Source organism: Leyella stercorea DSM 18206, assembly GCF_000235885.1.
Taxonomy (GTDB): Bacteria; Bacteroidota; Bacteroidia; order Bacteroidales; family Bacteroidaceae; genus Prevotella; species Prevotella stercorea.
Window position 1 is genome coordinate 45,219 of sequence record NZ_JH379441.1, and the last position, 25,042, is coordinate 70,260.

At 51.4% G+C, this 25,042-nt stretch carries 19 protein-coding genes and 1 tRNA gene; 15 read left to right on the forward strand and 5 right to left on the reverse strand.

Annotated features, from left to right (window positions below; genetic code table 11):
- Nucleotides 1–123 precede the first annotated feature (123 nt).
- The 5 genes from HMPREF0673_RS08005 to ndk all read right to left on the reverse strand — a co-directional run bounded on the left by HMPREF0673_RS08005 (nt 124) and on the right by ndk (nt 5,570).
- Entirely contained in the window at nt 124–2,136 is a 2,013-nt protein-coding gene (locus HMPREF0673_RS08005) for a protein-disulfide reductase DsbD family protein (RefSeq protein ID WP_007900680.1), read from the reverse strand.
- Between the two features lie 32 nt (nt 2,137–2,168).
- A tRNA-Arg gene (locus HMPREF0673_RS08010) sits at nt 2,169–2,243 on the reverse strand.
- A 132-nt stretch (nt 2,244–2,375) separates the two neighbouring features.
- On the reverse strand, nt 2,376–4,244 hold the full coding sequence (locus tag HMPREF0673_RS08015) for an AAA domain-containing protein (RefSeq protein WP_007900683.1): 1,869 nt from the start codon (nt 4,242–4,244) through the stop codon (nt 2,376–2,378).
- 367 nt (nt 4,245–4,611) lie between these two features.
- On the reverse strand, nt 4,612–5,070 hold the full coding sequence (locus tag HMPREF0673_RS08020) for a MaoC family dehydratase (RefSeq protein WP_007900685.1): 459 nt from the start codon (nt 5,068–5,070) through the stop codon (nt 4,612–4,614).
- Between the two features lie 38 nt (nt 5,071–5,108).
- Entirely contained in the window at nt 5,109–5,570 is a 462-nt protein-coding gene (gene ndk, locus HMPREF0673_RS08025) for a nucleoside-diphosphate kinase (protein ID WP_040596677.1), read from the reverse strand.
- A 598-nt stretch (nt 5,571–6,168) separates the two neighbouring features.
- Between ndk and HMPREF0673_RS08030 the strand changes: the two genes are divergently transcribed.
- From HMPREF0673_RS08030 to HMPREF0673_RS08100, 15 genes are all read left to right on the forward strand, one after another.
- The gene (locus HMPREF0673_RS08030) at nt 6,169–7,212 is read left to right on the forward strand and encodes a PI-PLC domain-containing protein (RefSeq protein ID WP_007900691.1); all 1,044 of its coding nucleotides are present in this window, start codon (nt 6,169–6,171) and stop codon (nt 7,210–7,212) included.
- 31 nt (nt 7,213–7,243) lie between these two features.
- Complete coding sequence (locus tag HMPREF0673_RS08035; RefSeq protein ID WP_007900693.1) at nt 7,244–8,683, forward strand: lipopolysaccharide biosynthesis protein; 1,440 nt, start codon at nt 7,244–7,246, stop codon at nt 8,681–8,683.
- 107 nt (nt 8,684–8,790) lie between these two features.
- Nucleotides 8,791–9,447: a uracil phosphoribosyltransferase gene (upp, locus tag HMPREF0673_RS08040; RefSeq protein WP_007900696.1), complete on the forward strand. Its 657-nt coding sequence runs from the start codon at nt 8,791–8,793 to the stop codon at nt 9,445–9,447.
- A 38-nt stretch (nt 9,448–9,485) separates the two neighbouring features.
- Entirely contained in the window at nt 9,486–10,049 is a 564-nt protein-coding gene (locus HMPREF0673_RS08045; protein ID WP_007900705.1) for a hypothetical protein, read from the forward strand.
- 213 nt (nt 10,050–10,262) lie between these two features.
- Entirely contained in the window at nt 10,263–10,496 is a 234-nt protein-coding gene (locus HMPREF0673_RS08050; protein ID WP_007900708.1) for an acyl carrier protein, read from the forward strand.
- 114 nt (nt 10,497–10,610) lie between these two features.
- Nucleotides 10,611–11,873, forward strand: coding sequence for a beta-ketoacyl-ACP synthase II (gene fabF / locus HMPREF0673_RS08055; RefSeq protein WP_007900710.1), 1,263 nt, complete (start codon nt 10,611–10,613; stop codon nt 11,871–11,873).
- Nucleotides 11,863–13,095 (forward strand): ribonuclease III, encoded by a 1,233-nt coding sequence (gene rnc, locus HMPREF0673_RS08060; protein WP_007900712.1) that lies wholly within the window; start codon nt 11,863–11,865, stop codon nt 13,093–13,095. The genes fabF and rnc overlap by 11 nt, the downstream gene beginning before the upstream one ends.
- 64 nt (nt 13,096–13,159) lie before the next feature.
- Nucleotides 13,160–16,642: a beta-N-acetylglucosaminidase domain-containing protein gene (locus tag HMPREF0673_RS13415; RefSeq protein ID WP_007900713.1), complete on the forward strand. Its 3,483-nt coding sequence runs from the start codon at nt 13,160–13,162 to the stop codon at nt 16,640–16,642.
- A gap of 111 nt (nt 16,643–16,753) precedes the next feature.
- Nucleotides 16,754–17,242: a TlpA family protein disulfide reductase gene (locus HMPREF0673_RS08070; RefSeq protein ID WP_007900715.1), complete on the forward strand. Its 489-nt coding sequence runs from the start codon at nt 16,754–16,756 to the stop codon at nt 17,240–17,242.
- 71 nt (nt 17,243–17,313) lie between these two features.
- The gene (locus HMPREF0673_RS08075) at nt 17,314–19,020 is read left to right on the forward strand and encodes a DUF6029 family protein (protein WP_007900718.1); all 1,707 of its coding nucleotides are present in this window, start codon (nt 17,314–17,316) and stop codon (nt 19,018–19,020) included.
- A gap of 10 nt (nt 19,021–19,030) precedes the next feature.
- Nucleotides 19,031–19,849, forward strand: a complete 819-nt coding sequence (locus HMPREF0673_RS08080; RefSeq protein ID WP_007900720.1) for an Omp28 family outer membrane lipoprotein — start codon at nt 19,031–19,033, stop codon at nt 19,847–19,849.
- Between the two features lie 49 nt (nt 19,850–19,898).
- Nucleotides 19,899–20,591, forward strand: a complete 693-nt coding sequence (locus HMPREF0673_RS08085) for a hypothetical protein (RefSeq protein ID WP_007900721.1) — start codon at nt 19,899–19,901, stop codon at nt 20,589–20,591.
- A gap of 37 nt (nt 20,592–20,628) precedes the next feature.
- On the forward strand, nt 20,629–22,575 hold the full coding sequence (locus HMPREF0673_RS08090) for a hypothetical protein (RefSeq protein WP_007900723.1): 1,947 nt from the start codon (nt 20,629–20,631) through the stop codon (nt 22,573–22,575).
- Between the two features lie 315 nt (nt 22,576–22,890).
- Complete coding sequence (locus tag HMPREF0673_RS08095) at nt 22,891–24,552, forward strand: putative transporter (protein ID WP_007900727.1); 1,662 nt, start codon at nt 22,891–22,893, stop codon at nt 24,550–24,552.
- Nucleotides 24,549–25,016 carry an RNase H family protein gene (locus tag HMPREF0673_RS08100; protein WP_007900729.1) on the forward strand — a complete coding sequence of 156 codons (468 nt, stop codon included), beginning with the start codon at nt 24,549–24,551 and terminating at the stop codon, nt 25,014–25,016. Before HMPREF0673_RS08095 ends, HMPREF0673_RS08100 begins: the two co-directional genes overlap by 4 nt.
- Nucleotides 25,017–25,042 lie beyond the last annotated feature (26 nt).

The following is a 25,042-nucleotide window of genomic DNA, read 5'->3' on the forward strand; positions in this document are numbered from 1 at the left end:
TTGGTGCACTTGAGACAAGTGCACCCCCTAAACACCTGCACCCCCTAAACAACTGCCCCCTCAAGCAGGAACACAAAAAAAGGGTGCAGTTGTATAAACTGCACCCCTAACTACTTATATTAATTAACGATTTGCGTATGCATCCAAGCCTGCGTTGAGGAAGTCCATGTATTCAGAGATGTCCTCGTCGTAAGAGCGGCTGCCGGTGAGCGGCTTGCCCTCGTTGTCGATGAGGATGTACATCGGCTGGGTGTTGGAACCGAACTTGTAGCGCTGGAGGTAGCTCCACTTATCGCCTACGGTGCGCAGTGTGCGCTTTGAGCCGTCGGTGTCGGTCACCTCAATCTGCTCTGGCAGCGGTGTCTTATCGTCTACGAAGAGCGAAATGAGCACGTACTTCTGGTTGAGCAGGTCAGCCACCTTAGCATCTGTCCATACCGCAGCCTCCATCTTACGGCAGTTGACACAGCCGAAGCCAGTGAAGTCGACCATTACCGGCTTGCCCTCAAGGCGTGCGGCTGCCATACCTGCCTCGTAGTCGGTGAAGCGTGGGTGCACCTCGTTCTTATAGAGGTTGAAGTCCTGGGTGTTCATTGGCGGTGCGAAGGCTGATACTGCCTTCAGCGGAGCACCCCACAGACCCGGAATCATATAGAACGCGAATGCGAGCGAAGCCAGAGCGAGGAAGAACTGCGGCACGTTGGTGCGGCGTCCCTCGTCGTCGTGCGGGAAGTTGAACAGTCCGAGCAGATAGAAACCGAGCAGCGTGAAGAGTGCAATCCAGAGGGCGAGGAATGTCTCGCGATCGAGGATGTGCCAGCCGTAAGCGAGGTCGGCTACCGAGAGGAACTTCAGGGCGAATGCCAACTCTACGAAGCCGAGTGTCACCTTCAGCACGTTCATCCAACCGCCCGACTTAGGTGCCGACTTGAGCAGTGTCGGGAACATGGCGAACAGCGCGAACGGCACTGCTAAGGCGATGGCGAAGCCGAGCATACCGATTGTCGGTGCTACGATGCTGCCCTCCGATGCTACGGCTACGAGGAGGAAACCGATGATCGGACCGGTGCACGAGAAGCTCACGAGCGAGAGTGTGAACGCCATGAGGAAGATGCTGAGCAAGCCGCTTGTCTCCTCCGACTTCTGGTCCATCTTGTTGCTCCATGACGACGGCAGTGTTATCTCGAATGCTCCGAAGAACGAAGCGGCGAACACTACGAGCATCAGGCAGAACGCTATGTTGAAGACGGCGTTGGTAGAGAGCGCGTTGAGCGCACTCGCGCCGAAGAGCATCGAGACAACGAGTCCGAGTGCGACGTAGATAACTACGATAGACACACCGTAGATGATAGCCTCACGGATTGCCTTCTTGCGACTCTTGTTGCGCTTGAGGAAGAAGCTGACGGTCATCGGGATGATAGGCCATACGCATGGTGTGAAGAGGGCAACGAGTCCGCCCACGATACCTGCGAGGAAGATGTAGAAGAGCGAGTTGCTTACGGGCTGGTCGTAGTCGTTAAGCTCGTCGATGACTGGTGTCCAGAGCTTCTTCACCTCTGCGGTGTCGAGTGCTGCGGGGGCTGCTGCGGCTGCGCTGTCTGTGGCTGCTACGGCTGCTGTGTCGGTGATAGCTACTGCCTCTTCCTTTGCCTCCTCTTCCTTAGCAGCCTCGCCGTCTACGGCTGGCGACTTGCCCTGCTTGTTCAGTTCCACCTGTGTGGGCGGCATACACATTTCTTCGTTGCACGCGCCAAACTCGAGGTAGCACTTGATTGAGTATGTCGGTTTGGTGAACTTCACCTTCTGTACGAACTGCACCGAGTGCTCGAAGTAGCGCAGCTTCATGCCGAACATCGGATCCATCTCCGATATCTCCTTGCCGCGCGGTGTGAGTTTGCCAACAAGCTCTACGCCGTCTTTCTTGTCTACATGGAACGATGCCTCGATAGGGCCATCGCTGCCGAGATTAGTGGAATAGACATGCCATCCCTTCTGAATTTTACCACTGAAGACAATCTCGCCCTCTGCGGTGTTGCCCGTCTTAAGCTGCGCTGTGAACTTAACCGGGTCTTGCATCTGTGCGCTGCAGAACATTGCAACGAGCAACAGAAGCATCATCGTCATCGATTTCTTCATAAAATAATGATTTCTGAATGTTGTTGAATAAATGGTACTCCCACCGGGAATCGAACCCGGATCAAAGGTTTAGGAAACCTCCGTTCTATCCATTTAACTATGGGAGCGGCATTGGGTTTCGCATTTAGGTCGGCACACGAAACATTAACACCTTATAATATATGCACAATATAGGCGTGCAAATTTATTTATTTTTTTCTAAACAGGAAAATAAAACACCTTACTTTTATGTTTTATTATTACTCGTCCGCTTGTCCACTAATCCATTCGTACAATTTCTTATAGAACGGATGTGCGGTCATCGTGGCAGCCGATCCAAGTATGATGAGCTTCATGCGGGCACGGGTGATGGCTACATTCATGCGACGCAGGTCGCGCAGGAAACCGATCTCCTTGCCGTCGTTGTTGCGTACGAGCGAGATGACGATTATGTCGCGCTCCTGTCCTTGGAAACCGTCGACGGTGTTCACGCTGATGGCGCGGCGGTACGGGCGGAAGAATTCGCTCTGCCGTATCATTTTATGCAGCAGCTGCACCTGCGCACGATAGGGCGATATGATGCCCACGTCGATATGCTCGTCGAGGATGCGCTGCTTGCCAATCTTCTCGAAGTATTGCTGTAGCGTCTGCAGCGTCAGCTCAGCCTCGGTGCGGTTGATGCGTCCGAAGTTCTCGCCCACGAATTCCTCCTTGCCTTCAGCCTCCGACGTGTCCACCCACATCATCGGGCGGTCGTAGTCGAGTATGCTGCGGCGCTCTATGCCTGGCGCGGTCTGCACCTCGCCGCCGTAGAACCAGTCGCTTGAGAAGCGCATTATCTGCTCGTTCATGCGATACTGCACCTTCAAGAGCGTCACCACGTCGGGCTTCGCCTTCACAATGCGCTCCATGAGCGTGATGCCGAGTCCGCCTTTCAGTGCCATAATGCTCTTCACAGTGGGCGGCAGCTGACAGTGGTCGCCGGCGAAGATGACGCGACCGGCGCGGCGTATGGCTATCCAGCAGGCTGCTTCGAGCGCCTGCGCTGCCTCGTCAATAAATAGTGTTGAGAACTTCTCGCCTTCCAAAACGCGGTTGGCGGCACCGGTGAGTGTGCAGGCGATGACACGCGCTTCGCCAAACAGCGAGGCACGTATGCGCAGTTCTATCTCCGTGGCGCGACTCTTCAGGCGGTCCATCTTCTGATGCCACGCATCGGAGCGGCGGCGTTCGCCACGCAACTCGCGTATCGCTTTGCGTATGCTCCAGAGTTGCGGATAGTCGGGGTGTGCTTCGAAGCGGCGTTCGTAGGTGAACGAGAGCATCTTGTCGTTGACACGTGTCGGGTTGCCAATGCGCAACACGTTCACACCACGGTCGACAAGTTTCTCCGCTATCCAGTCGACAGCCATATTGCTCTGCGCACATACCAGCACCTGACTCTCTCTGCGTAGCGTCTCGTAGATAGCCTCCACGAGTGTCGTTGTCTTGCCCGTGCCAGGAGGGCCGTGCACCACTGCCACGTCCTTGGCACGCAGCACTTCGTTCACAGCCTGTTGCTGCGAGGCGTTGAGCCACGGCAGAGACATAGCGCCGAACGTCAGCTTCTGCGCCGGAGCGTTCGTGTAGAAGATGTCGCGCAACGCTGCAAGACGACCTGTCTTGGCGTTCATCACGCGGTCGAGGGCTTCGAACATGAGCCTGTAGCTTGTCTCGTCGAAGAACAGCTGCAAGCCTATCGGTTCGCTGCGCTGCAGGTCGGCGATGCGTCCGCTATTAGGCAGCGCCACCACGATACGGTCGTGCTCGGCGTAGCTCACGGTAGCGGTGAACGACATGTACTGTATGCGCTCCTTACGCGCCTTCTCGTCGCGTCGCACGGTGAAGAAGCACACGGGGCGACCCGGCTCGAAGTTATGCTCTATGTCCGAGTCCTTGGTGCGCGTCACCTCCACCACTGCTTGATTGAGCGAGTTGTAGTAGCAGCTGCCTATCTTTACGGGGAACCAGGCATCGCCACGCCTCACCTTACGCTCCACGCCCATCGTCTCGGTCTGCTTTCTGAACTCCTCCTTCTCGTGGTTGTACTCAATCTCAAGAAGCATTCGCTGTTGCTGTAATGTCGTCATATCATTATTCTTTTATATTCTCCCACAGATTTCACTGCTTGGGGTTTCTCCCACAGATTGCACTGCTTGGGGTTTCTCCCACGGATTGCACGGATTTACACAGAAGTTAGGCTGCCCTCAAGGGGGTGCACTTGTCTCAAGTGCACCAACCGAGCAATTAGTGCACCAACCGAGCAATGTTGATATACATCTTATTACGTTGGTGCACTTGAGACAAGTGCACCCCCTGAAAACAGCATCTGTGAAAATCCGTGAAATCTGTGGGAGGCTCCTCTCAGCAGAAAGTTCTGTGAATTCTGTGGATTCCGTGGGAGGTTCTACTCAGCAAGAAGTACAATCCGTGGGAAGCCCTTCCATGCGAGAATCCTTACTCGAAATAGTAAAGGAAGGTAGCTATGCCGGTGAGTGCCTTCTTCGGCGAGTCCTTAATCTCGATAGCGAACTTAATCTGCACCCTTGCGATGCCGCGGAGGTTCTCAATGGCGTAGAGGTCGGCAACGAGACGCACCGACTCGCCCGACTTCACGGGCTGTCCGAACTTCATCTTATCCATGCCGTAGTTCACGAGCATCTTCACGTTGTTCACCTTGATAACCTGCTCCCAAAGGTACGGAAGCATAGAGAGGGTGAGATAGCCGTGTGCGATGGTTGTCTTGTACGGGCTCTCCACTGCGGAACGCTCTGTGTCCACGTGAATCCACTGATGGTCGAGCGTAGCGTCAGCGAACAGATTGATACGCTCCTGCGAGAGTTCTACATAGTCAGACACACCGAGGTTCTTGCCGAGATATGCGGCAAACTCGTCATAGTTGTTAATTGTTACCATTCTTAATATATGTTTATGTTATATTCCGTTTATAAGCCTTAGTCGCCGTCGGGAGCGTACATGAAGTCGTGCAGCGGATCGGGATACTCGAAAATTTCGCCCTCGCGGAAGAAGCGTTTCATCTCGATTTCCGCAGATTCGATAGAGTCGGATGCGTGGATGATATTCTCCTGACCGCTCATAGAGTAGTCGCCGCGGATTGTACCTGGAGCTGCCTTGCGTCCGTTGGTAGCACCCACGATATTGCGCACCACAGTCACTGCACTATTGCCCTCCACACACATAGCCACCACTGGTGCCGACTTCATCGAGCTAACGAGCCACGGGAAGAACGGGCGCTCTGTGAGGTGAGCGTAGTGTTCGTTAAGAATAGTGTCGTCGAGCTGCATCATCTTCAGACCCACGATGCGCAAGCCCTTGCGCTCTATGCGGTTAATCACTTCGCCAATAAGACGGCGCTGTACGGTACACGGTTTCAGCAAAATCAATGTTTTCTCCATAGGACAATGATGATTAAGTGGTTTAAATGTTTGTATATTTATCGTTTTATAGCTTACGATTAATGCAAAGTTACGTTTTTTTTTCGTAACCATATAATTTTTACAACAAAAGTATTACAGTCTATCAATCAAACCTATCTTGCACAAAACATCAATACAAGTTGCTAATTTAAAACACCATTGCAAAAGAATTACAACTTGATTTATGTCAAATTATTCTTAATTTCAACAAAAAACTTTCAAATTCCTTGTGTGGTCGTACACAAATTATTATCTTTGCAGCGTGTTCGAGAGAATGCAATGTTTTTTCATTAGGTTAGTAGTTTGATAGATTTTAAGGTAAAGATTATGTTATTATGTTTTGAAACTATTGCAGTTTTTGCATAATTCAAAATTATTAATGTAACATTATTCTTTGAGAGGCCGGTGCGAGTGATTCGTGTCGTCCTTTTTTTTTGCCCCAAAAAGATTGGGAATATTATAAAAACATTACGCAGAACACCTACTTATTAAATATGTTTTTGTAAATTTGCAAAAACACCTCAACATAACAACATCTCACCATAACAACACCCCACCACAACAACATCTCACCACCATGCACAAGATTTTCCTCTCTCTGCTGCTCTCCGTGGCAGCCTTCACCTCCACATACGCTTACGACTGGCTCGCACACATCGACGACGACCGCCGTGTGTGTCGTCTCTCCATACCTGGCACTCACGATGCTTGCACCGGCTACGGCTTCCTGCCGCAGGACACATTAGCAGGCAACTACATCGCACGCACACAGGAACTGAACATCAGCGAGCAGTGGGCAGCCGGCGTGCGCGCATTTGACCTACGCCCCGATGTGCGCGAGGAAAAGCCCACCAAGTCGTCAAAGAAAGCAAAGGAAACAAAGCGCACATTACAGATTTACCACGGCGAGTTTGCCACACAGCAAACCTTCAACGGGGTGTTCAACGTGCTGCGCGACTCACTTCAAGCCCACCCCACCGAGTTTGCCATCATAATCATGCAACACGAACGCTCTGCCAATCGCGACGGAAGCACATGGGAGGCGATGGTCGACTACGCATTGGCGGAGAATAGCGACCTGATTGTCGACTTTCGACCAGACCTCACCGTGGGACAGTTGCGTGGCAGAATACTCGTACTGAGTCGCGACACATACCGACCAACACCGCGAGGCGGATACATCAAGGGGTGGCACTTCGATGCCGAGGTCGACTGGCGGAAACCTGCCACCATACGCGGATACGCAATGGAGGGTACACTCTGCGTGCAGGACTTCTACAACATGACCTGGGAGGGCGGCACGACGGCGAAGCTGGAGGCGATAGAACGCCTGCTGAAGGTGGCAAACAGCGAAGAGGTGGCGAAGCAGTACCCCAATATGTGGTTCATCAACCACACATCGGGCTTCAAATACACCTCCACGGAGTTCACCAAAGAACCCGTATCCACAAGTGAGGGCTATCGCGCCAACGCTGCCGACACAAACAAGTTCCTCGCCGAACGCATAAAAGGACACATGACAACCGGACTCGTGATGATGGACTTCGCCGGAGTAGACCGCTCGGGCAATTACGACGTGATGGGCAAAAGACTCGTGCAGGCTGTAATAAACAGCAACTAATGTGTAACTTTGCAGACGAAAGTAAACGAATATGGAAACTCTAAAGGAAAAGACGGCAAAGGGACTACTCTGGGGCGGACTCAACAGTGGGGTGCAACAGGTGGTGGGATTGGCGTTCGGCATCGTATTGGGACGCCTGTTAGCGCCGTCCGACTATGGCATGATGGCGATGATAAGCATTTTCTCGCTCGTAGCCACCGCACTGCAAGACAGCGGTTTCCGTACCGCACTCACCAATCTCAAAGACCCACGACCGGAGGATTACAACTCGGTGTTTTGGTTCAACATCGTTGTTGCCACTACATTATACACCCTGCTCTTCTTCGCTGCGCCACTCATCGGCGACTACTACCACACGGAGCGCGTCGTACCGCTCTGCCGCTACGCCTTCCTGAGCATCATCATCGCCTCATTAGGCACAGCACAGTCGGCTTATCTCTTCAAACACCTGAAGGCGAAGCAGCAGGCTGCCGCAGGGGCTATCGCCGTCATCACATCGAGTCTCGTGGGCGTGGGCATGGCGTTCGCAGGCGCAGCCTACTGGTCGCTCGCCACGCAGGGACTGGTGTATGTGTCGATAAACACCTTCTTCCAGTGGCACTTCTCGCCCTGGCGACCCACCATACACGGCATCTCGTTTGCTCCCGTGCGACGGATGTTCCGCTTCTCGTGCAAGATTCTCGCCACAACGATAATGACACACGTGAACAACAACGTGCTGAACATACTCTTAGGCCACTACTTCTCACCGCGCGACACAGGCAATTACAACCAGGCGTACCAATGGAACACGAAGTGCTACTCGCTGGTGCAGAGCATGGTGGCGCAGGTAGCGCAACCGGTGCTCGTAAGCCTGGGCAACGAGCCGGGCAGACAGACCGATGTGTTTCGCAAGATGATGCGCTTCACGGCGTTCATAGCCTTCCCGTTGTTATTAGGCTTCGGACTGGTGGCTAAGGAGTTCATCGTGATAGCCATCGGCGAGAAGTGGCTCGCATCGGCAGAACTGATACAGATACTGTGCATAGCTGGTGCCACAATGCCCATCGCTACACTGTTCTCTAACATGATTATCTCGAAAGGCAAGTCGGGCACCTTCTTCTGGTGTACGTTCTCGCTCGGCGTAGTGCAAATTGCGACGATGATACTCATCTGGCAACAAGGCATCGTGCGCATGGTGCAGGTGTACACCATACTCAACGTGCTATGGCTCGGCGTGTGGCTCTTCTTTGTGCGCCGTCTCACAGGCTACGGTTTCCGCATGTTCTTCTGCGACGTTATGCCGTTCGCACTCACAGCCACTGCCGTGATGACCGCCACACACTACGCCACACTGCCCATCGAAAACCTCTGGCTGCTGTTGTTGACACGCTTCGTGCTCGCCGTAGCTCTTTACTACATAGTGATGAAGGTGGCACGCGTGAAGATACTCGCCGAGTGCGAGCAATTCGTGCGTAGGAGAAAGAAGTAGAACCTACAACAGAACCGAAATCGTCAGTACTTTAATTTCTTTAACTTCCTGCACGTGCAAAATTTCAGTTAATAATTGTAACTTTGCTCAGTTTAAACTTAAACAATATGGAAATAATCGACTTTAGCAAGCAAAACTCTATCATCAACAAGTACATGGCGGAAATGCGCGACAAAGACTATCAGTCAAACCGCCTCCTGTTCCGCAATAATATAATGCGCGTAGGCGAGCTCATCGCTTACGAACTCAGCAAGACTCTCGACTATGAGACACGCGACGTGCAGACTCCGCTCGGCACAGCAAAGGTGAACGTGCCTACCGACAAACTCGTGCTCGGCACAATCTTCCGCGCTGGCCTGCCATTCCATCAGGGTTTCCTCAATATCTTCGACCACGCCGGTAACGCCTTCGTGAGCGCATACCGCGAGTACGAGGACAAGGAACACACAAAGGTGGGCATACACGTGGAGTATCTCGCTACACCCGACCTGAACAATGCCACACTGCTCATCGTCGACCCAATGCTCGCCACCGGCGGTTCAATGGAGATGGGCTATAAGGCTCTGCTCACCAAGGGCACACCGAAAAAGGTGCACGTAGTGTGCGTAATGGCTTCGCCAGAGGGCATCGAACATATCCGTAAGACATTCCCTGAGGACACCACCATCTGGTGCGCAGCTATCGACAACGGACTGAACGAGCACAAATATATCGTGCCTGGCTTCGGCGACGCAGGCGACCTGTGCTACGGCGGAAAGATCTAAAGACTTTCAGGGAGCACCCCAAGTAACAATATATAAATATGTATAGGATAACAAGAATAGCTATTGCGTTGTGCGCATTAATCTTCGCTGCTTGCACCGATGCCGACTTCGAGTACGCCTCGGAACGTTGCACCTTCTTTTTCAACAATGGGGTGTATCAGGATGCCACGCTGCAAAGTGCGCTCAACCCCATGTCGCCAGGTGTGTTCTGCAACATCTATGAGGGTACAGAGAGCGGCAGACGCTTCATCTACTTCGCCAACAACCAAAGACAGAGCAGCAGACAAGAGCCTGCAGGCGAGGACGCACGCCGCACCTTCACCCTCGGGCTATACAACAAAAGCGGCATCATTGTGGGCTTCAGCAATCTTAGCTCACCCGCCACGCTATACATATACGACAGTCAGTGCCCCAACTGCTACTACGAGACGCAAACCATGAGCCACCGCTTAACAATGGACACTCGCGGCTTTGCCACCTGCCCCACCTGTAAGCGCCAATACGACCTCAACAACCGTGGCATCACCTCAAACGGAAAGAAGCTCCTGCGCTATCGCGGAAGTACCACCGGACCCTTGGGAGTGCTCTCGGTTAGCAATTAAGCAAAGGTTAGCAAAGGCTTAGTTGGCTTAAAGAGGCTTAGAACGGCTTAAACGCACCCTAACCACCCCAAAAACTTGCACAGACATAGGGCATGTGTGCAGCCAAATCGCCTTTTTATGGTAAAATATTTGTCTATTTAATAAAAAAGTTGTTCCTTTGCATCCGCATTAAATTAGAAATCAATATTATAAACATTTTAAAAATTAAAAATTATGTCAGAAATCGAATCAAAAGTAAAGGCTATTATCGTTGACAAACTCGGTGTAGATGAGGCAGACGTTAAGCCAGAAGCAAGCTTCACAAACGACCTCGGTGCAGACTCTCTCGACACAGTTGAGCTCATCATGGAGTTCGAGAAGGAGTTTGGCGTAAACATCCCTGACGATCAGGCAGAGAAAATCTCTACAGTTGGCGATGCTATCGCTTACATCGAGAACGCAAAATAAATAAACCGATGGTTTATAGTTTATGGTATGCACAACCATAACAAACATTCTTTGTTATAATTCCATTGCGCGCCATAAACCATAAACCATTTTTTTTTGACATTTTTCAGTTACATGGAATTAAAAAGAGTAGTAGTAACAGGTCTTGGCGCAGTAACTCCGATTGGCAATAATCCAGAAGAAACATGGAACAACATGCTCAACGGCGTAAGTGGCGCAGCACCTATTACATTGTTTGACGCTTCTTCGTTCAAGACACAATTCGCTTGCGAAGTGAAAAACCTTAAGGTCAACGACTACATCGACCGCAAGGAAGCACGCAAGATGGACCGCTACGCACAGCTCGCTATCATCGCAGCTATGCAGGCAATGCAGGACAGCGGTTTAAATCTCGACGAAGAAGATAAGAACCGCATCGGCGTAATCTACGGCGTAGGCATCGGTGGTATCAAGACCTTCGAGGAAGAGGTGGGCTACTGGGCAACACACCAGGAGCTCGGTCCGAAATTCAACCCCTTCTTCATTCCGAAGATGATTGCCGACATCGCAGCCGGACACATCTCTATTATGTACGGTCTTCACGGCCCCAACTTTGCCACAACATCGGCTTGCGCTTCTTCTACAAACGCACTCGCCGACGCATTCAACCTAATCCGCTTGGGTAAGGCAAACGTAATCGTAAGCGGTGGTGCAGAGGCTGCCATCACACCTAGCGGCGTAGGCGGCTTCAACGCAATGCACGCCCTCTCTACACGCAACGACGACCCAGAGCACGCTTCACGTCCGTTCAGCGCATCACGCGACGGCTTCATCATGGGCGAAGGTGCTGGCTGCCTCATCCTCGAGGAGCTGGAGCACGCTAAGGCACGCGGAGCGAAGATATACGCCGAGATGGTTGGCGAAGGCATGTCTGCCGACGCACACCACATCACAGCATCACACCCGGAAGGACTCGGTGCTTGCCTCGTTATGCAGAATGCACTCGAGGACGCAGGCATGAAGCCAGAGGATATCGACTACATCAACGTACACGGTACATCAACACCTGTAGGCGACATCTCTGAGGCAAAGGCAATCAAGCAGGTGTTCGGCGAAGCAGCTTACAAGCTCAACATCAGTTCAACAAAATCAATGACTGGTCACCTCCTCGGTGCTGCCGGAGCTGTCGAGGCACTCGCATCAGTGCTCGCAGTGAAGAACGACATCATCCCGCCAACTATCAACCACGTTGAAGGCGACGAGGACCCAGAAATCGACTATACACTCAACTACACGTTCAACAAGGCTGAGAAGCGCGAGGTACGTGCAGCACTGAGCAACACGTTCGGTTTCGGTGGACACAACGCATGTGTAATATTCAAGAAATATGCTGAGTAATCTCATCGACAGAATGAAGCTCCCTTTCCGCAAGGACAAGGAGCTTTATTTGTCTTTACGCAAAATCATAGGCTTATACCCACACGACATTAGCTATTACAAACTCGCGCTGATGCACAAGAGCATGTACAAGCGCAATGCGAAGGGCAAGCCCGTGAACAACGAGCGACTGGAGTTTCTCGGCGATGCCGTGCTCGACGCTACCGTTGGCGACATTGTCTACCGCCACTTCCCCGGCAAACGCGAGGGCTTCCTCACCAACACTCGCTCAAAACTCGTACAGCGCGACACGCTCAACCGACTGGCACAGGAGATGGGCATCAACCAACTCATCCTCTCAAGCGGACGCTCACAATCGCACAACTCATACATGGGCGGCAACGCTTTCGAGGCTCTCGTAGGAGCCATATACCTCGACCGCGGCTATGATGCCTGCATGAAGTTCATGCGCAAACGAATACTGACACAAATGATAAACATCGACAAGGTTGCTTATAAGGAAGTGAACTTCAAGAGCAAGCTCATCGAATGGAGTCAGAAGAACCGTGTGCGCATCGACTTCAAGTCGATTCTGGAGGAGAAAGATAAGACAGGTTCACCCGTGTTCATCTATCGTGTGATGCTCGAAGGTGTGGAAGGCTGCGACGGCAAGGGATACAGCAAAAAGGAGAGTCAGCAGCTCGCCTCTAAGCTCACACTGGAGAAGCTCCGCCGCGAACCGCAGTTCATCGACCAAGTGTTCGCTGCTAAGACCAATCGCACAAAGATGGAGGAGGAACCAGTGGAGAACGTACCGTCGACAGAACAACCAGACGATTTTATCATAGTAAGCTCAGGAATGGAGATAGAGGCAGAAAGCTCTGGTGCTTCAAATGGTTCTAATTCAGATAGTGATTATAGAGGTTCTATAAGTTCTAGAAATTCTAGTGATTCTAGAAACTCTAGTGATTCTAGAGAATCTAGCGATTCTAATGACTCTAATAATTCCAAGGCTAAGCGCAACCGCCGCTCACCGATGTACCGCAAAGACGAAGCAGCCGAAGCAGCTACAGCCACGAAAACAGAGGCAACAAAATCCGTAGAGCCCGTTTCTTCAAAACTGACTTCAGCCGACCTCAACCTCTCTGACGAAGACTTCGACCTCAGCCATATCTCGGCTAAGGAACAGACTCGAGAGGAAATCATCGCTGCTGCAGAAGCGGCAGCGTTCGGAGATGCATAACAATAAAGTTTGGTGCAGTTATCTCAACTGCACCAAACTATTTACCCCTATACACCTAACAACTATGAACCTATTTAAGACCCAACTTCTTGCCCTCGCCACCTTATTCTTCCCATTCACTGCGAGCGCACAATACACCATTTATCCCATTCCGCACACACAGACTGCGGGCAAGGGCAGCAAGGTAGCGTTCACAAAGAACGTAAATATAGTATGCGACGATGCAATTGACACATACACACGTCAGCGTGCTCAGACCATTCTCGCAGAGCATGGCTTCACAGCTACCATCTCAACCACCGAATCGAACACTCTCTCGAACATATACCTCGGCGTAGCTTCAGGCAACGGCTTGACAAAAGCGGCTGCTACAAAGCTCCAACTCAACCTCAGCGTACTCACCAAGAGCGGCAAGTTCGACCGCCACGTGCTCTCGCTCACCAATGCACACGACGGAGTAGCTCAGCTCATCATCATCGGCGAGAATACCGATGCCACATTCATGGGTCTCGCCTCGCTCGAACAGATGCTCGATTCCGAAACAAAGCAGATGCCCACCGTCACTATCAGCGACTACGCCGACCTTAAGGAGCGTGGCATCATCGAAGGTTTTTATGGAAAACCCTACTCCAGCGAGGTGCGCAAGGACTTACTGCGCTTTATGATGCGCAACAAGATGAACTGCTACGTATACGGACCAAAGAGCGACGTATACCACTCGGGCAAATGGACAGAGGCATATCCTACAGAGCTAACAGAAGCACAACGCAAGTCGGGCTTCGTGACACAGCAGGACTTGCGCGAATTCACCGACGTGGCACACCAAACCAAGGTGAGCGTGGTGTGGGCGATACACCCAGGCGACGACTTGCTCAACGACAATGGTGTAGTAGAGAAGATAATGGGTAAGTTCGCGAAGATGCACACCTTAGGTTTCCGCCAGTTTGCAGTCTTTGCCGACGACGTGAACAGACCCGAGAATCAGAACGACATGAACCTCACCGCCTCACGCATCACTGACATACAGCGCAGCATAGAGAGCCGATGGAACACCAATAGCACCAGCCCTACCGACATCGTAAAACCACTGCGCTTCACGCCACAAATCTACTGTCGCAACTACGCTGCATCACAATGGCAGTTCAATCAGTTCTTCAAAGCACTCTCCAGCATCCCGAAGGATGTCACCATCTATTACACTGGTGGCGGCGTATGGTCGGTGCCCAACAACTACGATCTGAATACTGTACAGTATCAGTTCGGACGTAACGTCATTTGGTGGTGGAACTACCCGTGCAACGACAACGGCAGCGGACCAAGCGAGATATACCCGCTCGATATGCGCTCCAACTTCTTCGACATGCCGAACGTAGACAACAACGCATGCCTGGAAACCGAGCTAACAGCAAGCAATCAGGGCATCCTCTGCAACCCTATGGAGCAGGGATCGGCAGCACGCACCGCTGTGTTCTCGGCAGGCGACTACAGTTGGAACAACCGCGGTTTCGACAACAACGCTTCATGGGAAGCATCGTTCAGAGCCCTCTTTCCAGGTCGCACCGAACTACAGAATGCCTATCGCTTTCTCGCTCCATATCTGAGCAAGAACGACCCAACGGCACTCAACACAGCGATAGAAGCATATAAGCGCGACCCGAAGAACGACCAACTGACTGCGCTGATGACACAGATTGTGGACAACTGCGACGTGCTCACCACTATGGAGCACTCGAAAGTGACGAGCGACAGTCTGCTCTACGTCGACATACGCCCATGGGTACTGCGTCTGCGCGCCATGGCAGCTGCCACAAAGGGCTTCATAGCATCGCAGAAAGCCGACAATATCATAGAGGCATGGGCCGACTACCTGCCCAGCGTGAAACTTGCAAACACGCTCACCTCGTCGCCCGACTACATGACAAACCACATGTCGGGTTTTGGTAGCGACGGAATCAGCACCGACCAGCGACTCACTCACGCCTCATGGCGCTACCTCACACCCTTTGTTACCACCTACCTCAGCAAGCACGTATCCAATCAACTCTTCCCTACCACAACCAATAAGAACACCGTCCTGACCAACGCCGAGAGCACACAACTCAACCTGAGCCAGAGCGACGAGTGTATATCACTAAAGGGATCAGCTACGCTCCCCGAAGGCGGCTACGCCGGTATAGCACTTGCCCAGCCCGTGCAGCTCAAACAGATAACCATTGCCTCTAAACTCTTCGCCGATACCGACTATAAGTTCATGTATAGCACCGACGGCAAGACATGGAATGAGATGGAGACAAATAACGTTACAACCGACGAGTACGTACACTACATCGTGGTGCTCAACGTGAGCGACAAACAGAAAAACCTGACGCTCGACGCAGCATCCGTACAACTCTTCGTCTACAACAACACGCCAGAGGAAGTGAGAAGCATAACTCCACCAGCCTACAACTATTGGAACAACCACACGGCACAACTGATGACCGACGGCGATTACACCACCTATACCTGCCTGAACCGCGACATGGTGGTAGGTGACACCTATACACTCGAACTCTACGAACCAACAACTATAGAGAACGTACGCATCTGCATGGGCACCACCAACGGCGATTATCCCAAGACAGCACTCCTCAGTGTGTCGACAGACAACCACAACTGGACCGACCTCACCGTCAAGGGAACTCAAACACGTGAGTACGACATGTCGCTACAGCAGAACTTCTATGTGGCTACAGAGCCAGAGGCAGGCACCGACGTGATGGCACTCGACTTTGTGCCCACCGACCACAACTTCAACCCGATAAAAATAGAAGCAAAATACGTACGCCTGAAGATTACAGCCATCTGGGGACAACCCAAGTGGATGCGCCTGCACGAGATAGAAATCAACGGACTACCTGCACCGGTACTCACACCGATGAGCGACGCTGAGGGCAATAATGTAGAGGCAGCAACCGATGCCGACGCCACCACCTTCACCAGCACCAACCTCCCTACAACCGCCGACGGCAGCAAGTTCGTATATCGCTTCCTCAACGTGGCAAAAGCTAAGAGCCTCACACTCTTCTGCGACGACACAACGATGCAAAACGCAACCTACTCGCTCACACAGAACGGCAACACATGGAAGTCCATTACTCCTGAAAGCAAAAACGGTGTAGTGACATTCAGCTTCGATGCCAACACAAAGCCGGTAGCTCTACAGATAGCATGGACGGGCAACACAACACCAGCCATCTACGAAGCTATAGAAGATGCCGACGAGAGTACGGGCAAACCCGTTATAACCGACGTTCACACCATAGCTGACAATAGCAATAAGGCAGTAGTGCTCACCCTGGAGAACGGTGCTCTCATCGCACACTCCGACATAGGTATCAACACCATACATATCAGTACCATCAACGGACGCAACATATTTAGTCAGCAGCTCAGTGGAAAACGCGAAGCATACATACCTGTATTTACTACCAACACGCAAGCGGTAGTGGTAAATATAAAACTAACAAACGGCAAGAGCACCACATATAAACTCATAAACAAGTAGAAAAACAAAAAGGTGTGTGTGTTTCAAAATGCCACTTTTATACAAAATTAACCCTTGTAATGCACATGCAAAAGGGTTTTTATTTAATTTTGCAACAAAATACTTACGACTATGAAGAAATTATTACTTGCAACACTGCTTTTGCTTGGTATCGTTACCACAGCAAGCGCACAGCTGCCGAAAGTGATGCTTAAGAGCATCGACGGCAAGTCAGTGTCTACCGACACACTCTCAAACAACGGCAAGCCGTTCATCATCGACTTCTTTGCTACATGGTGCAAGCCTTGCAACCGCGAGCTCACAGCCATCAGCGAGGTGTATGAGGAGTGGCAGGAGGAGACTGGCGTGAAGGTTATAGCCGTATCTATCGACCAGGCTCAGAATATCAACAAGGTGAAGCCACTCGTTGACAACCACGGTTGGCAGTACGAGGTGCTCCTCGACCCGAATAGCGACTTCAAGCGCGCACTCGGCATTCAGACCATCCCTTACGTAATCGTATGCGACGGCAACGGCAAGATTGTGTCTAAGCACAACGGCTATACCGAGGGCGCTGAGGAAGAGCTCATCGAGGAAGTACGCAAGCTTGTGAACAAGTAAACGAGTTGATATGTTGACATGTTGACGAGTTCGCAGTTATCACTCTCACCGACAACCCTAACAACATTAATATGAACAAAAAGCTTACGCTCGCTCTCGCTGCCCTCACTCTGTCGGCAGCCACAGCGAGCGCACAAACAATAAAGGTCGCTAAGGACTACGACGTGCAGATTACGGGTAGCTTGCAGACCGACTTCCTCGTTCCGCAGGAAGACAACAAGATTGGTACGGGAACCTATGACGATAAAGTGCTCAACAACACCTACGCCGAGGTTCACGCCCTCTCCAAGTATGTAGACGCCGGTGTGCGTCTCGAATATCTCGACCATCCGCTCCCAGGCTTTGACAAGGACTTCAAAGGCTGGGGTGTGCCGTTTTATTACATCAAGGGCAAACTGAAGAACGCCGAACTCACACTCGGCAACTTCTACGAGCAGTTCGGCTCGGGCTTCATCCTCCGCACATACGAGGAACGCTCGCTCGGCATCGACAACTCGCTGCTCGGTGGCCGCGTAATGGTGCGCCCGTTCAAGGGCGTGCAGGCAAAGGTGATCGTAGGCACACAGCGTCGCTACTGGGACACACAGTCGCTCATCGGTGGTGCCGACCTCGAACTCAGCGTGTCTGAGTGGTCGCAGAAGATGCAGCAGTCGGGCACAAACCTCACGCTCGGTGCATCATGGGTTGTAAACCACCAGCACCAGAAGGAGGATGTTTTTGCCGATGCCACACACAAGTTGCGCTTCGTTGAGAACACCAACGCCTTCGACGTACGTGCCAACTTCCAGAAGGGCGGCTTCAGCGTGCTCGGCGAGTATGCACAAAAGACCGAAGACCCTACGTTCGACGGCAAATTCCCGTACATCTACCGCAAGGGCTACGTGACAATGCTCTCTACATCCTACTCGCAGAGCGGTATGAGTATCCTCTTGCAGGCAAAACGTTCTGACAACATGAACTTCCGCTCATGCCGCACCGAAACATCTGCCACAGCATCTACAATCAACCACTTGCCTGCGTTCGCCATGCAGCAGACATATGCTCTGGCTTCGCTCTATAGTTACGGCACACAGCCTAACGGTGAGTGGGCATATCAGGCAGAGTTCGGCTACAAGTTTAAGCGCAAGACATTCCTTGGTGGCAAGTATGGTACAAGCGTGAAGCTCAACTTCTCGCACATCCGCTCTATCGACAAGAAGATACACGACGGCGGCAAACCAGGAACAGACGGCTACGGTTCACCATTCTGGAAGCAGGGCGACGAGCTTTATTATCAGGACATCAACGTACAGTTAGAGAAGAAGATCACGAAAGACTTCAAGCTCAACCTTATGTACATGAACCAGTTCTACAACAAGACCGTTGCAGAGGGTCATGGAGGCACAATACACTCCGACATCTACATTGCAGAAGCTAAATACCGCATCAATAAGAAGCTTACTCTGCGTGGCGAGGCACAATACTTGCACACAGATAAAGATCAAGGCGATTGGTATTTCGGACTCTTAGAGCTCTCGTTCTTGCCCCACTTCATGTTCACTATCAGCGACCAGTATAACGGCAACGAACACTACTACACATCTTTAGGTGCTGAAGATAAGTCAAAAGGTACACACAAGGAGCACTACATCAACGGTTCTGTCACCTTCACTCATGGTGCACACCGTCTGCAGGTGGGCTACGGCAAGACACGCGCAGGCTACAACTGCTCGGGTGGCGTATGTCGCTATGTACCAGCAAGCAAGGGTGTAACAGTATCTTACAACTATAACTTCTAAAGCCACTATTATGAAACTGAAGAATATATTGTTAGGCGCAGCAAGCGCCATCGCCATTTTCGCAACAGTGGCATGTCAGGAAGTCGATCCCAACGACCGACTCATCTATGTGAAGCCGGCTGAAGCAGGACGCGCAGTGCTCATCGAAGACTTCACCGGACAAAATTGTAAAAACTGTCCGAATGGTACAACCATCATCAACGATATAATTAAAACTCACGGAGAGGATAAAGTTATCGCAGTAGGTATACATAGTGGTCCACTCAGTGAGGACGGCGAAGATGGACTCGCTACCGAAACGGGCAATGATTACTACCGCAATTGGGACAAGGACAGCAAGCATGGACAACCATGGGCTATCTTCAGTCGTGCAACAAAGCAACCAGTCGGAAATGTCAACACGTGGGCACTATATGTAAACAAGCTTATTACGAAGAAAGCCCCTATCACACTCAGCATCAACAACACTTACGACGCTACATCACGCAAACTCACCACTGCTATTGAAGCTATCAGCATCGAAGGCACAACAACTGGCAAGTTGCAGGTATGGCTCATTGAGGACGGCATCGTTGCTTTCCAAATAATGGACGACGGCACAACCAATGACAACTATGTGCACAACCACGTGTTCCGCGCAGCTGTCAACGGCACATGGGGCGAAGACGTAACCGTGGACGAGGGCGCGATTGCTCAGAAGCAGTACACATACACACTGCCCGAGAAGTGGAATGCCGGAAAGGTTTCGGTAGTAGCCTTTGTGTACAACGAAACAGGAGTTCAGCAGGTAACAAAGAAGGCTGTCTTGGCAGAGAACACTGCCGAGTAGTAACGTTCAATACACCCTAACAATAAATAACAATAAAAAACTGAATAATATGAAGAAAATCTTTACACTTTTTGTTGCTCTTTTCTGCACTGTAGCAATGTTCGCACAGGATACAAAGGGCATGTTCGAGTTCGCAGACAAGAATGGTAACGTCGTACCAAACGGCTCCACATTAACAAAGACAGAAGTAGAGAAGTCTGGCAAAAGACTTCAGATTAATACAGGTCTCTTTGTAAAGCCAGTAAAGACAGAACTTAACGGTGAGAAATTGGGTGCTAAGCTGCGTGTAGAAGTAGAGAATCTTGACCATGGCACAATCCAGTACTGCCTTCTTGGCAGCTGCAGTGCTGCTTCAGAGAAGGGCATATTCAACAGTACCAGCGATTTTGTTGATAAGCTTGACGATTTGGCTACAGAATGGATTATGGGCACAGACAAGGAAGGCAAAGCATTGAAAGGCGAAGCAACTGTTAAACTCACATTGGTAGCTTGCAAAAAGGTATCATTAGGTCTTGATGAATTCGATATCGAACAGTTCGAGTGGAAAGAAGTTGGCGATTGCTCAAGCATAACCGTGAAGTTCGTTTACGACGGTACAACAGCTATCAACGGTGTTACTGACAACGCAAACGCTACAGTCGTAGCACGCTATGCTGCCGATGGTACACGTCTCTCTGCTCCACAGAAGGGCTTGAACATCGTGAAGCTCTCTAACGGCAAGACCGTAAAATACATCAAATAAAAAAATAAGTTTTACATTTTCAGAAAGGGAAATTATTATGAAGAAAATCTTGCTTTCTGCTTTTGCGATGCTGTTAGCAGTGACTGCTAACGCGCAAAACCTCACCGTAGAAAAGTTACAGAGCCCGCTCGGTGTTCAGACAGAGGCTTTCGGTGCACACAAGGCTCCTGCAAAGGTTAAAGTTGCCAAAAACGAGCGTGTCGTGGGTTTCTATGATGATATTGAGACTTGTGACAATTACTTAGGTCTTACCACTGTACCTGGTAACAATAAAATAGGAGTTTTATTCACAGCCAAGGAACTCACTCCCTACTACGGCAAGAAGATAGTTGGTGTACGCTTCAACTTGGCTCAAGGTGAAACATCAACAGGTATAGTTATAGAGAATGTGAAGTTTAAGAACAACGAAATCTCTGAACTTAAGACTCTTGCAACCTCTAACAAGAGCGTAACGTCTGCAGTAGGTCCCAAGAACACTGGCGAATGGCATGAGGTAATGTTCGACAATAAGATAGAGCTTAGCTCATCTATTGAAGGACTGTTAGTAGGATACAACTATACACAGAAGAGCAACAACTATCCTTTCGGTGCGAAATCCAACGCCACAAGCCCATTATTCATATTTGCTAACGTTCCTGCCTCTGGTGGTGGACACGGCGAAGATTGGTATCAGCTTAATGCTGGCGACAAAGCTCTCGCCATCCAGCTCATCTTAGAAGGTGCTACCGCCAACTCTGTACTGCCTCTCGATTTTAATAAGACATATGTTCCACTTGGCACGACCAAAGATGTAACTGTAAAATTAAACAACAAAGGCTCAAAGCTCACAAGCATCGACTACACCCTTACAATCGATGGCAAAACAGGCGCAGAGCAGCACCTCGACCTCGGTAAGGACTATGGTGCAAATGTAATACACGAAGTAAAGATTCCGTTCGCAGCAGCATCGACAAATGGTGAGTATCCCGCTACATTAACTATTACTAAGGTGAACGGCGAGAATAACGCTTGCGAAGAAAATTCTGCAACTGGCACACTTATCACTCGCACAAAGGAGTTTAAGAAGTATGCCGTAGTAGAGGAAAATACAGGCACAAATTGTCCGTGGTGCGTACGTGGTCATGCAGGCTTGGAGATGATGCAAAAACAGTATGGTGATCAGTTCATCGCTATTGCATGGCACTACTTCGATAGCGCAGACCCAATGTACAACACCAATTACAAAGTGCCAAAACTTAGCTATGGTTCAGCCCCACAGGCTGTGGTAAACCGCAGCACAAGTGCTGTAGACCCATATCTCAATGCACCTACTTATGTGGCAAAGATACTTGAAGACCATCCTGTTGCAGAAGTGAAGGTGAACGGTGTATTCGCAGAGGAAGACACTAAGGTTAACGCAACGGCTTCAGTAGAGTCGTTGGTGTCTGGCGACTACGACATCATATTCGCACTGACCGCTAACGGACTTACTGGCAATGACGACACTTGGTTGCAACAAAATGCTTATGCAAAAGAGTACTCAGGTGCACAAGGAACCTATAAATCAAAAGAAGCAGCGCCTGATGAGCTCCAACCATATTGGGATAAGGGTACTGCATACAAAACAGCATACAACGATGTACTCATCGCAAGTTCTTTTGTTAGCAAAACAAACAAGGCAACCATACCTACACTTGTTGAGAACGGCATAGTAAACACTGAGTACACGCTCAAGATGCCTACAAAAACAGGTCTAAAGAAGGCTCTCAAGCTCGATCAGGTTTACGTTGTAGCAATGCTCCTCGACAAGACATCTGGCAAGATCATCAACGCTGGCAAGGCTCGCGTCACTGGTTCTACTGGTATCGAGGACGTAACAACCGGCACTGAGGCTACAGTTGTGGCTCGCTACACTGTGAACGGCGTTCAGGTTTCGGCTCCTGTGAAGGGCGTGAACATCCTGAAGATGTCTGACGGCACAACACGCAAGGTGCTCGTTAAGTAATCGACGAAACAGTTACAAAGCAACAGAATAGCTTATATAAATGAATATTAAGGCGTTGCCCTCTATGGGGTAGCGCCTTTTTTGTTGCTTTTGTTTTGTGGAGTCGGCGGTTTGCAGTACCTTTGCAGAAAGAATCATTAGGGGGTGCTTTAGGGGGTGCACTTGTCTCAAGTGCACCAACAAAACTGTATTGCAGCATCTCTTGCTACGTTGGTGTACCACTTGCTACGTTGGTGCACTTGAGACAAGTGCACCCCCTGAATACACCCCCTGAAGACACTAACAAAACTCTAAAACAAATGACATAAAGATACAATGGAATGGATTGACAGTCTTTTCACCATACACTCGGCAGTACAGACGCTGGTGGTGTTGGCGCTGATTATCAGCGTGGGCATGGCGCTGGGCAAGTTGCGCATTCGCGGCATCTCGCTCGGCGTGGCGTTCGTGTTCTTCATGGGCATCGTGGCGGGCAGCCTCCACTTCACTGCCGACGAACAGATGGTGAGTTTTGCAGAGACCTTCGGCCTCTCTATCTTCGTCTACGCCCTGGGTCTGCACGTCGGACCAAACTTCATCGGTATGATGCGTCACGACGGTGCGTCGCTCAACGGCTGGAGCATGGGCGTGATACTACTCGGCACGGTGATGGCACTGTCGCTGTGCTTCGTGCTGCCCATAAGCATCCCCGACATGGTGGGCATACTCTGCGGAGCGACGACGAACACACCAGCACTCGGTGCAGCGCAGCAGGCACTTGCCACACAGCACATCTCGAGCAGCGGTGCGGCGTTGGGCTGCGCCGTGACCTATCCGTTAGGCGTAGTGGGTGTCATCTTCGCCATGATATTGCTGCGCAAGTTGTTTGTGCGCAAAGAAGACCTGCAGCAGTGCAACAGCAGTGCCGACGACAGCACATACGTCGGACAGTTTATCTGCGTGAACCCCGCCATCTCGGGCAAGACGATAGCGCAGATATCGCAGTCGACCCACCGCCACTTCATCATCTCGCGCATCTGGCGCGACGGCAAGGTGATTGTGCCGTTGGCACAGACCGTGATGCAACACGGCGACAACGTGCTCGTGGTGACCAACCGCGACGAGGTGGCAGCCATGAACATCCTCTTCGGCGAACACGTGGAGAAGGACTGGAACCGCGAGAAGATCGACTGGAACGCCATCGACTCGTCGGTGGAGAGCCGTGTGATAGTGGTGACCCGCAGCCGTCTGAACGGCAAAACGCTCGGCTCGCTGCACATGCGCGAGACCTACGGCGTGAACGTGTCGCGAGTGATGCGTGGCGACATCAAGCTGCTTGCTACCGACTCGCTCCACCTGCAGTATGGCGACCGCGTGACCATCGTGGGCACACCGGAGGACATCAATCACGCTGAGGCGTTCTTGGGCAACGCCGTGACGGGGCTCAACGAGCCCAACCTCGGTGCCATCTTCTTCGGACTGCTCTTAGGCTTGGCACTCGGCATGATACCAATCAGCATACCTGGCATGAGCGCACCGGTGAAGCTTGGCATCGCCGGCGGACCGATCATCATGGGTATCATCATCGGCTCGCTCGGCGCACGCATACACCTCATCACCTACACCACGCGCTCGGCATCGCTGATGCTGCGCAAGATGGGTCTGTCGCTCTACCTCGCCTGCCTCGGACTCGTAGCCGGTCAGGACTTCCTCAGCACCATCATCCGCCCCGAGGGCTTGATGTGGGTGGGCATCGGCTTAGTGCTCACCATGCTGCCGCTGCTCATCGTGGGTGCCATCGCACTGAAAACGCACAAGTTCGACTTCGGCACCATCTGCGGACTGCTCTGCGGAGCAATGGCTAACCCTATGGCGCTGAGCTACGCCAACGACACCATCCCGGGCGAACGCGCCGCCGTGGCATACACTTCGGTGTATCCGCTCGGCATGTTCATCAGAGTGATCATAGCGCAAGTAATAATCATGTTCATGGTATGACAATGCAAAACCCTCCCGATTACCGTCACGACACCGTGCTGCCGCTCCCTATGGAAGTGACGGCGAACGCTTGGGCTGTTGACGCAGCCTGCTCCGGCAACCCCGGTCCGATGGAGTATCAGGCTATCGACCTCGCTACGGGTGCGCAGGTGTTCCACTTCGGACCCGTGCACGGCACGAACAACATAGGCGAATTTCTCGCCATAGTACACGCTCTCGCCCTGCTCGACAAGCAAGGCATAGAGGGCAAGACCATCTACTCCGACTCGCACAACGCCATACTGTGGGTGCAGAAGCGACAGTGCAAGACGAAGCTCGAACGCACACCACAAACCGAGCAACTCTACCAGATCATAGCACGCGCCGAGACATGGCTGCGTACGCATCAGATAAAAAACCCCGTGGTGAAGTGGGAGACGAAGAAGTGGGGCGAAGTGCCTGCCGACTTCGGACGCAAGGGCTAAGAGTCATTCTACACAAACACACCTGA

Bases quoted from the DNA above. Each gene is read 5' to 3' on its own strand.
- HMPREF0673_RS08005 (WP_007900680.1), bottom strand. From the start codon at position 2,136: ATGAAGAAATCGATGACGATGATGCTTCTGTTGCTCGTTGCAATGTTC.
- HMPREF0673_RS08015 (WP_007900683.1), bottom strand. From the start codon at position 4,244: ATGACGACATTACAGCAACAGCGAATGCTTCTTGAGATTGAGTACAAC.
- HMPREF0673_RS08020 (WP_007900685.1), bottom strand. From the start codon at position 5,070: ATGGTAACAATTAACAACTATGACGAGTTTGCCGCATATCTCGGCAAG.
- ndk (WP_040596677.1), bottom strand. From the start codon at position 5,570: ATGGAGAAAACATTGATTTTGCTGAAACCGTGTACCGTACAGCGCCGT.
- HMPREF0673_RS08030 (WP_007900691.1), top strand. From the start codon at position 6,169: ATGCACAAGATTTTCCTCTCTCTGCTGCTCTCCGTGGCAGCCTTCACC.
- HMPREF0673_RS08035 (WP_007900693.1), top strand. From the start codon at position 7,244: ATGGAAACTCTAAAGGAAAAGACGGCAAAGGGACTACTCTGGGGCGGA.
- upp (WP_007900696.1), top strand. From the start codon at position 8,791: ATGGAAATAATCGACTTTAGCAAGCAAAACTCTATCATCAACAAGTAC.
- HMPREF0673_RS08045 (WP_007900705.1), top strand. From the start codon at position 9,486: ATGTATAGGATAACAAGAATAGCTATTGCGTTGTGCGCATTAATCTTC.
- HMPREF0673_RS08050 (WP_007900708.1), top strand. From the start codon at position 10,263: ATGTCAGAAATCGAATCAAAAGTAAAGGCTATTATCGTTGACAAACTC.
- fabF (WP_007900710.1), top strand. From the start codon at position 10,611: ATGGAATTAAAAAGAGTAGTAGTAACAGGTCTTGGCGCAGTAACTCCG.
- rnc (WP_007900712.1), top strand. From the start codon at position 11,863: ATGCTGAGTAATCTCATCGACAGAATGAAGCTCCCTTTCCGCAAGGAC.
- HMPREF0673_RS13415 (WP_007900713.1), top strand. From the start codon at position 13,160: ATGAACCTATTTAAGACCCAACTTCTTGCCCTCGCCACCTTATTCTTC.
- HMPREF0673_RS08070 (WP_007900715.1), top strand. From the start codon at position 16,754: ATGAAGAAATTATTACTTGCAACACTGCTTTTGCTTGGTATCGTTACC.
- HMPREF0673_RS08075 (WP_007900718.1), top strand. From the start codon at position 17,314: ATGAACAAAAAGCTTACGCTCGCTCTCGCTGCCCTCACTCTGTCGGCA.
- HMPREF0673_RS08080 (WP_007900720.1), top strand. From the start codon at position 19,031: ATGAAACTGAAGAATATATTGTTAGGCGCAGCAAGCGCCATCGCCATT.
- HMPREF0673_RS08085 (WP_007900721.1), top strand. From the start codon at position 19,899: ATGAAGAAAATCTTTACACTTTTTGTTGCTCTTTTCTGCACTGTAGCA.
- HMPREF0673_RS08090 (WP_007900723.1), top strand. From the start codon at position 20,629: ATGAAGAAAATCTTGCTTTCTGCTTTTGCGATGCTGTTAGCAGTGACT.
- HMPREF0673_RS08095 (WP_007900727.1), top strand. From the start codon at position 22,891: ATGGAATGGATTGACAGTCTTTTCACCATACACTCGGCAGTACAGACG.
- HMPREF0673_RS08100 (WP_007900729.1), top strand. From the start codon at position 24,549: ATGACAATGCAAAACCCTCCCGATTACCGTCACGACACCGTGCTGCCG.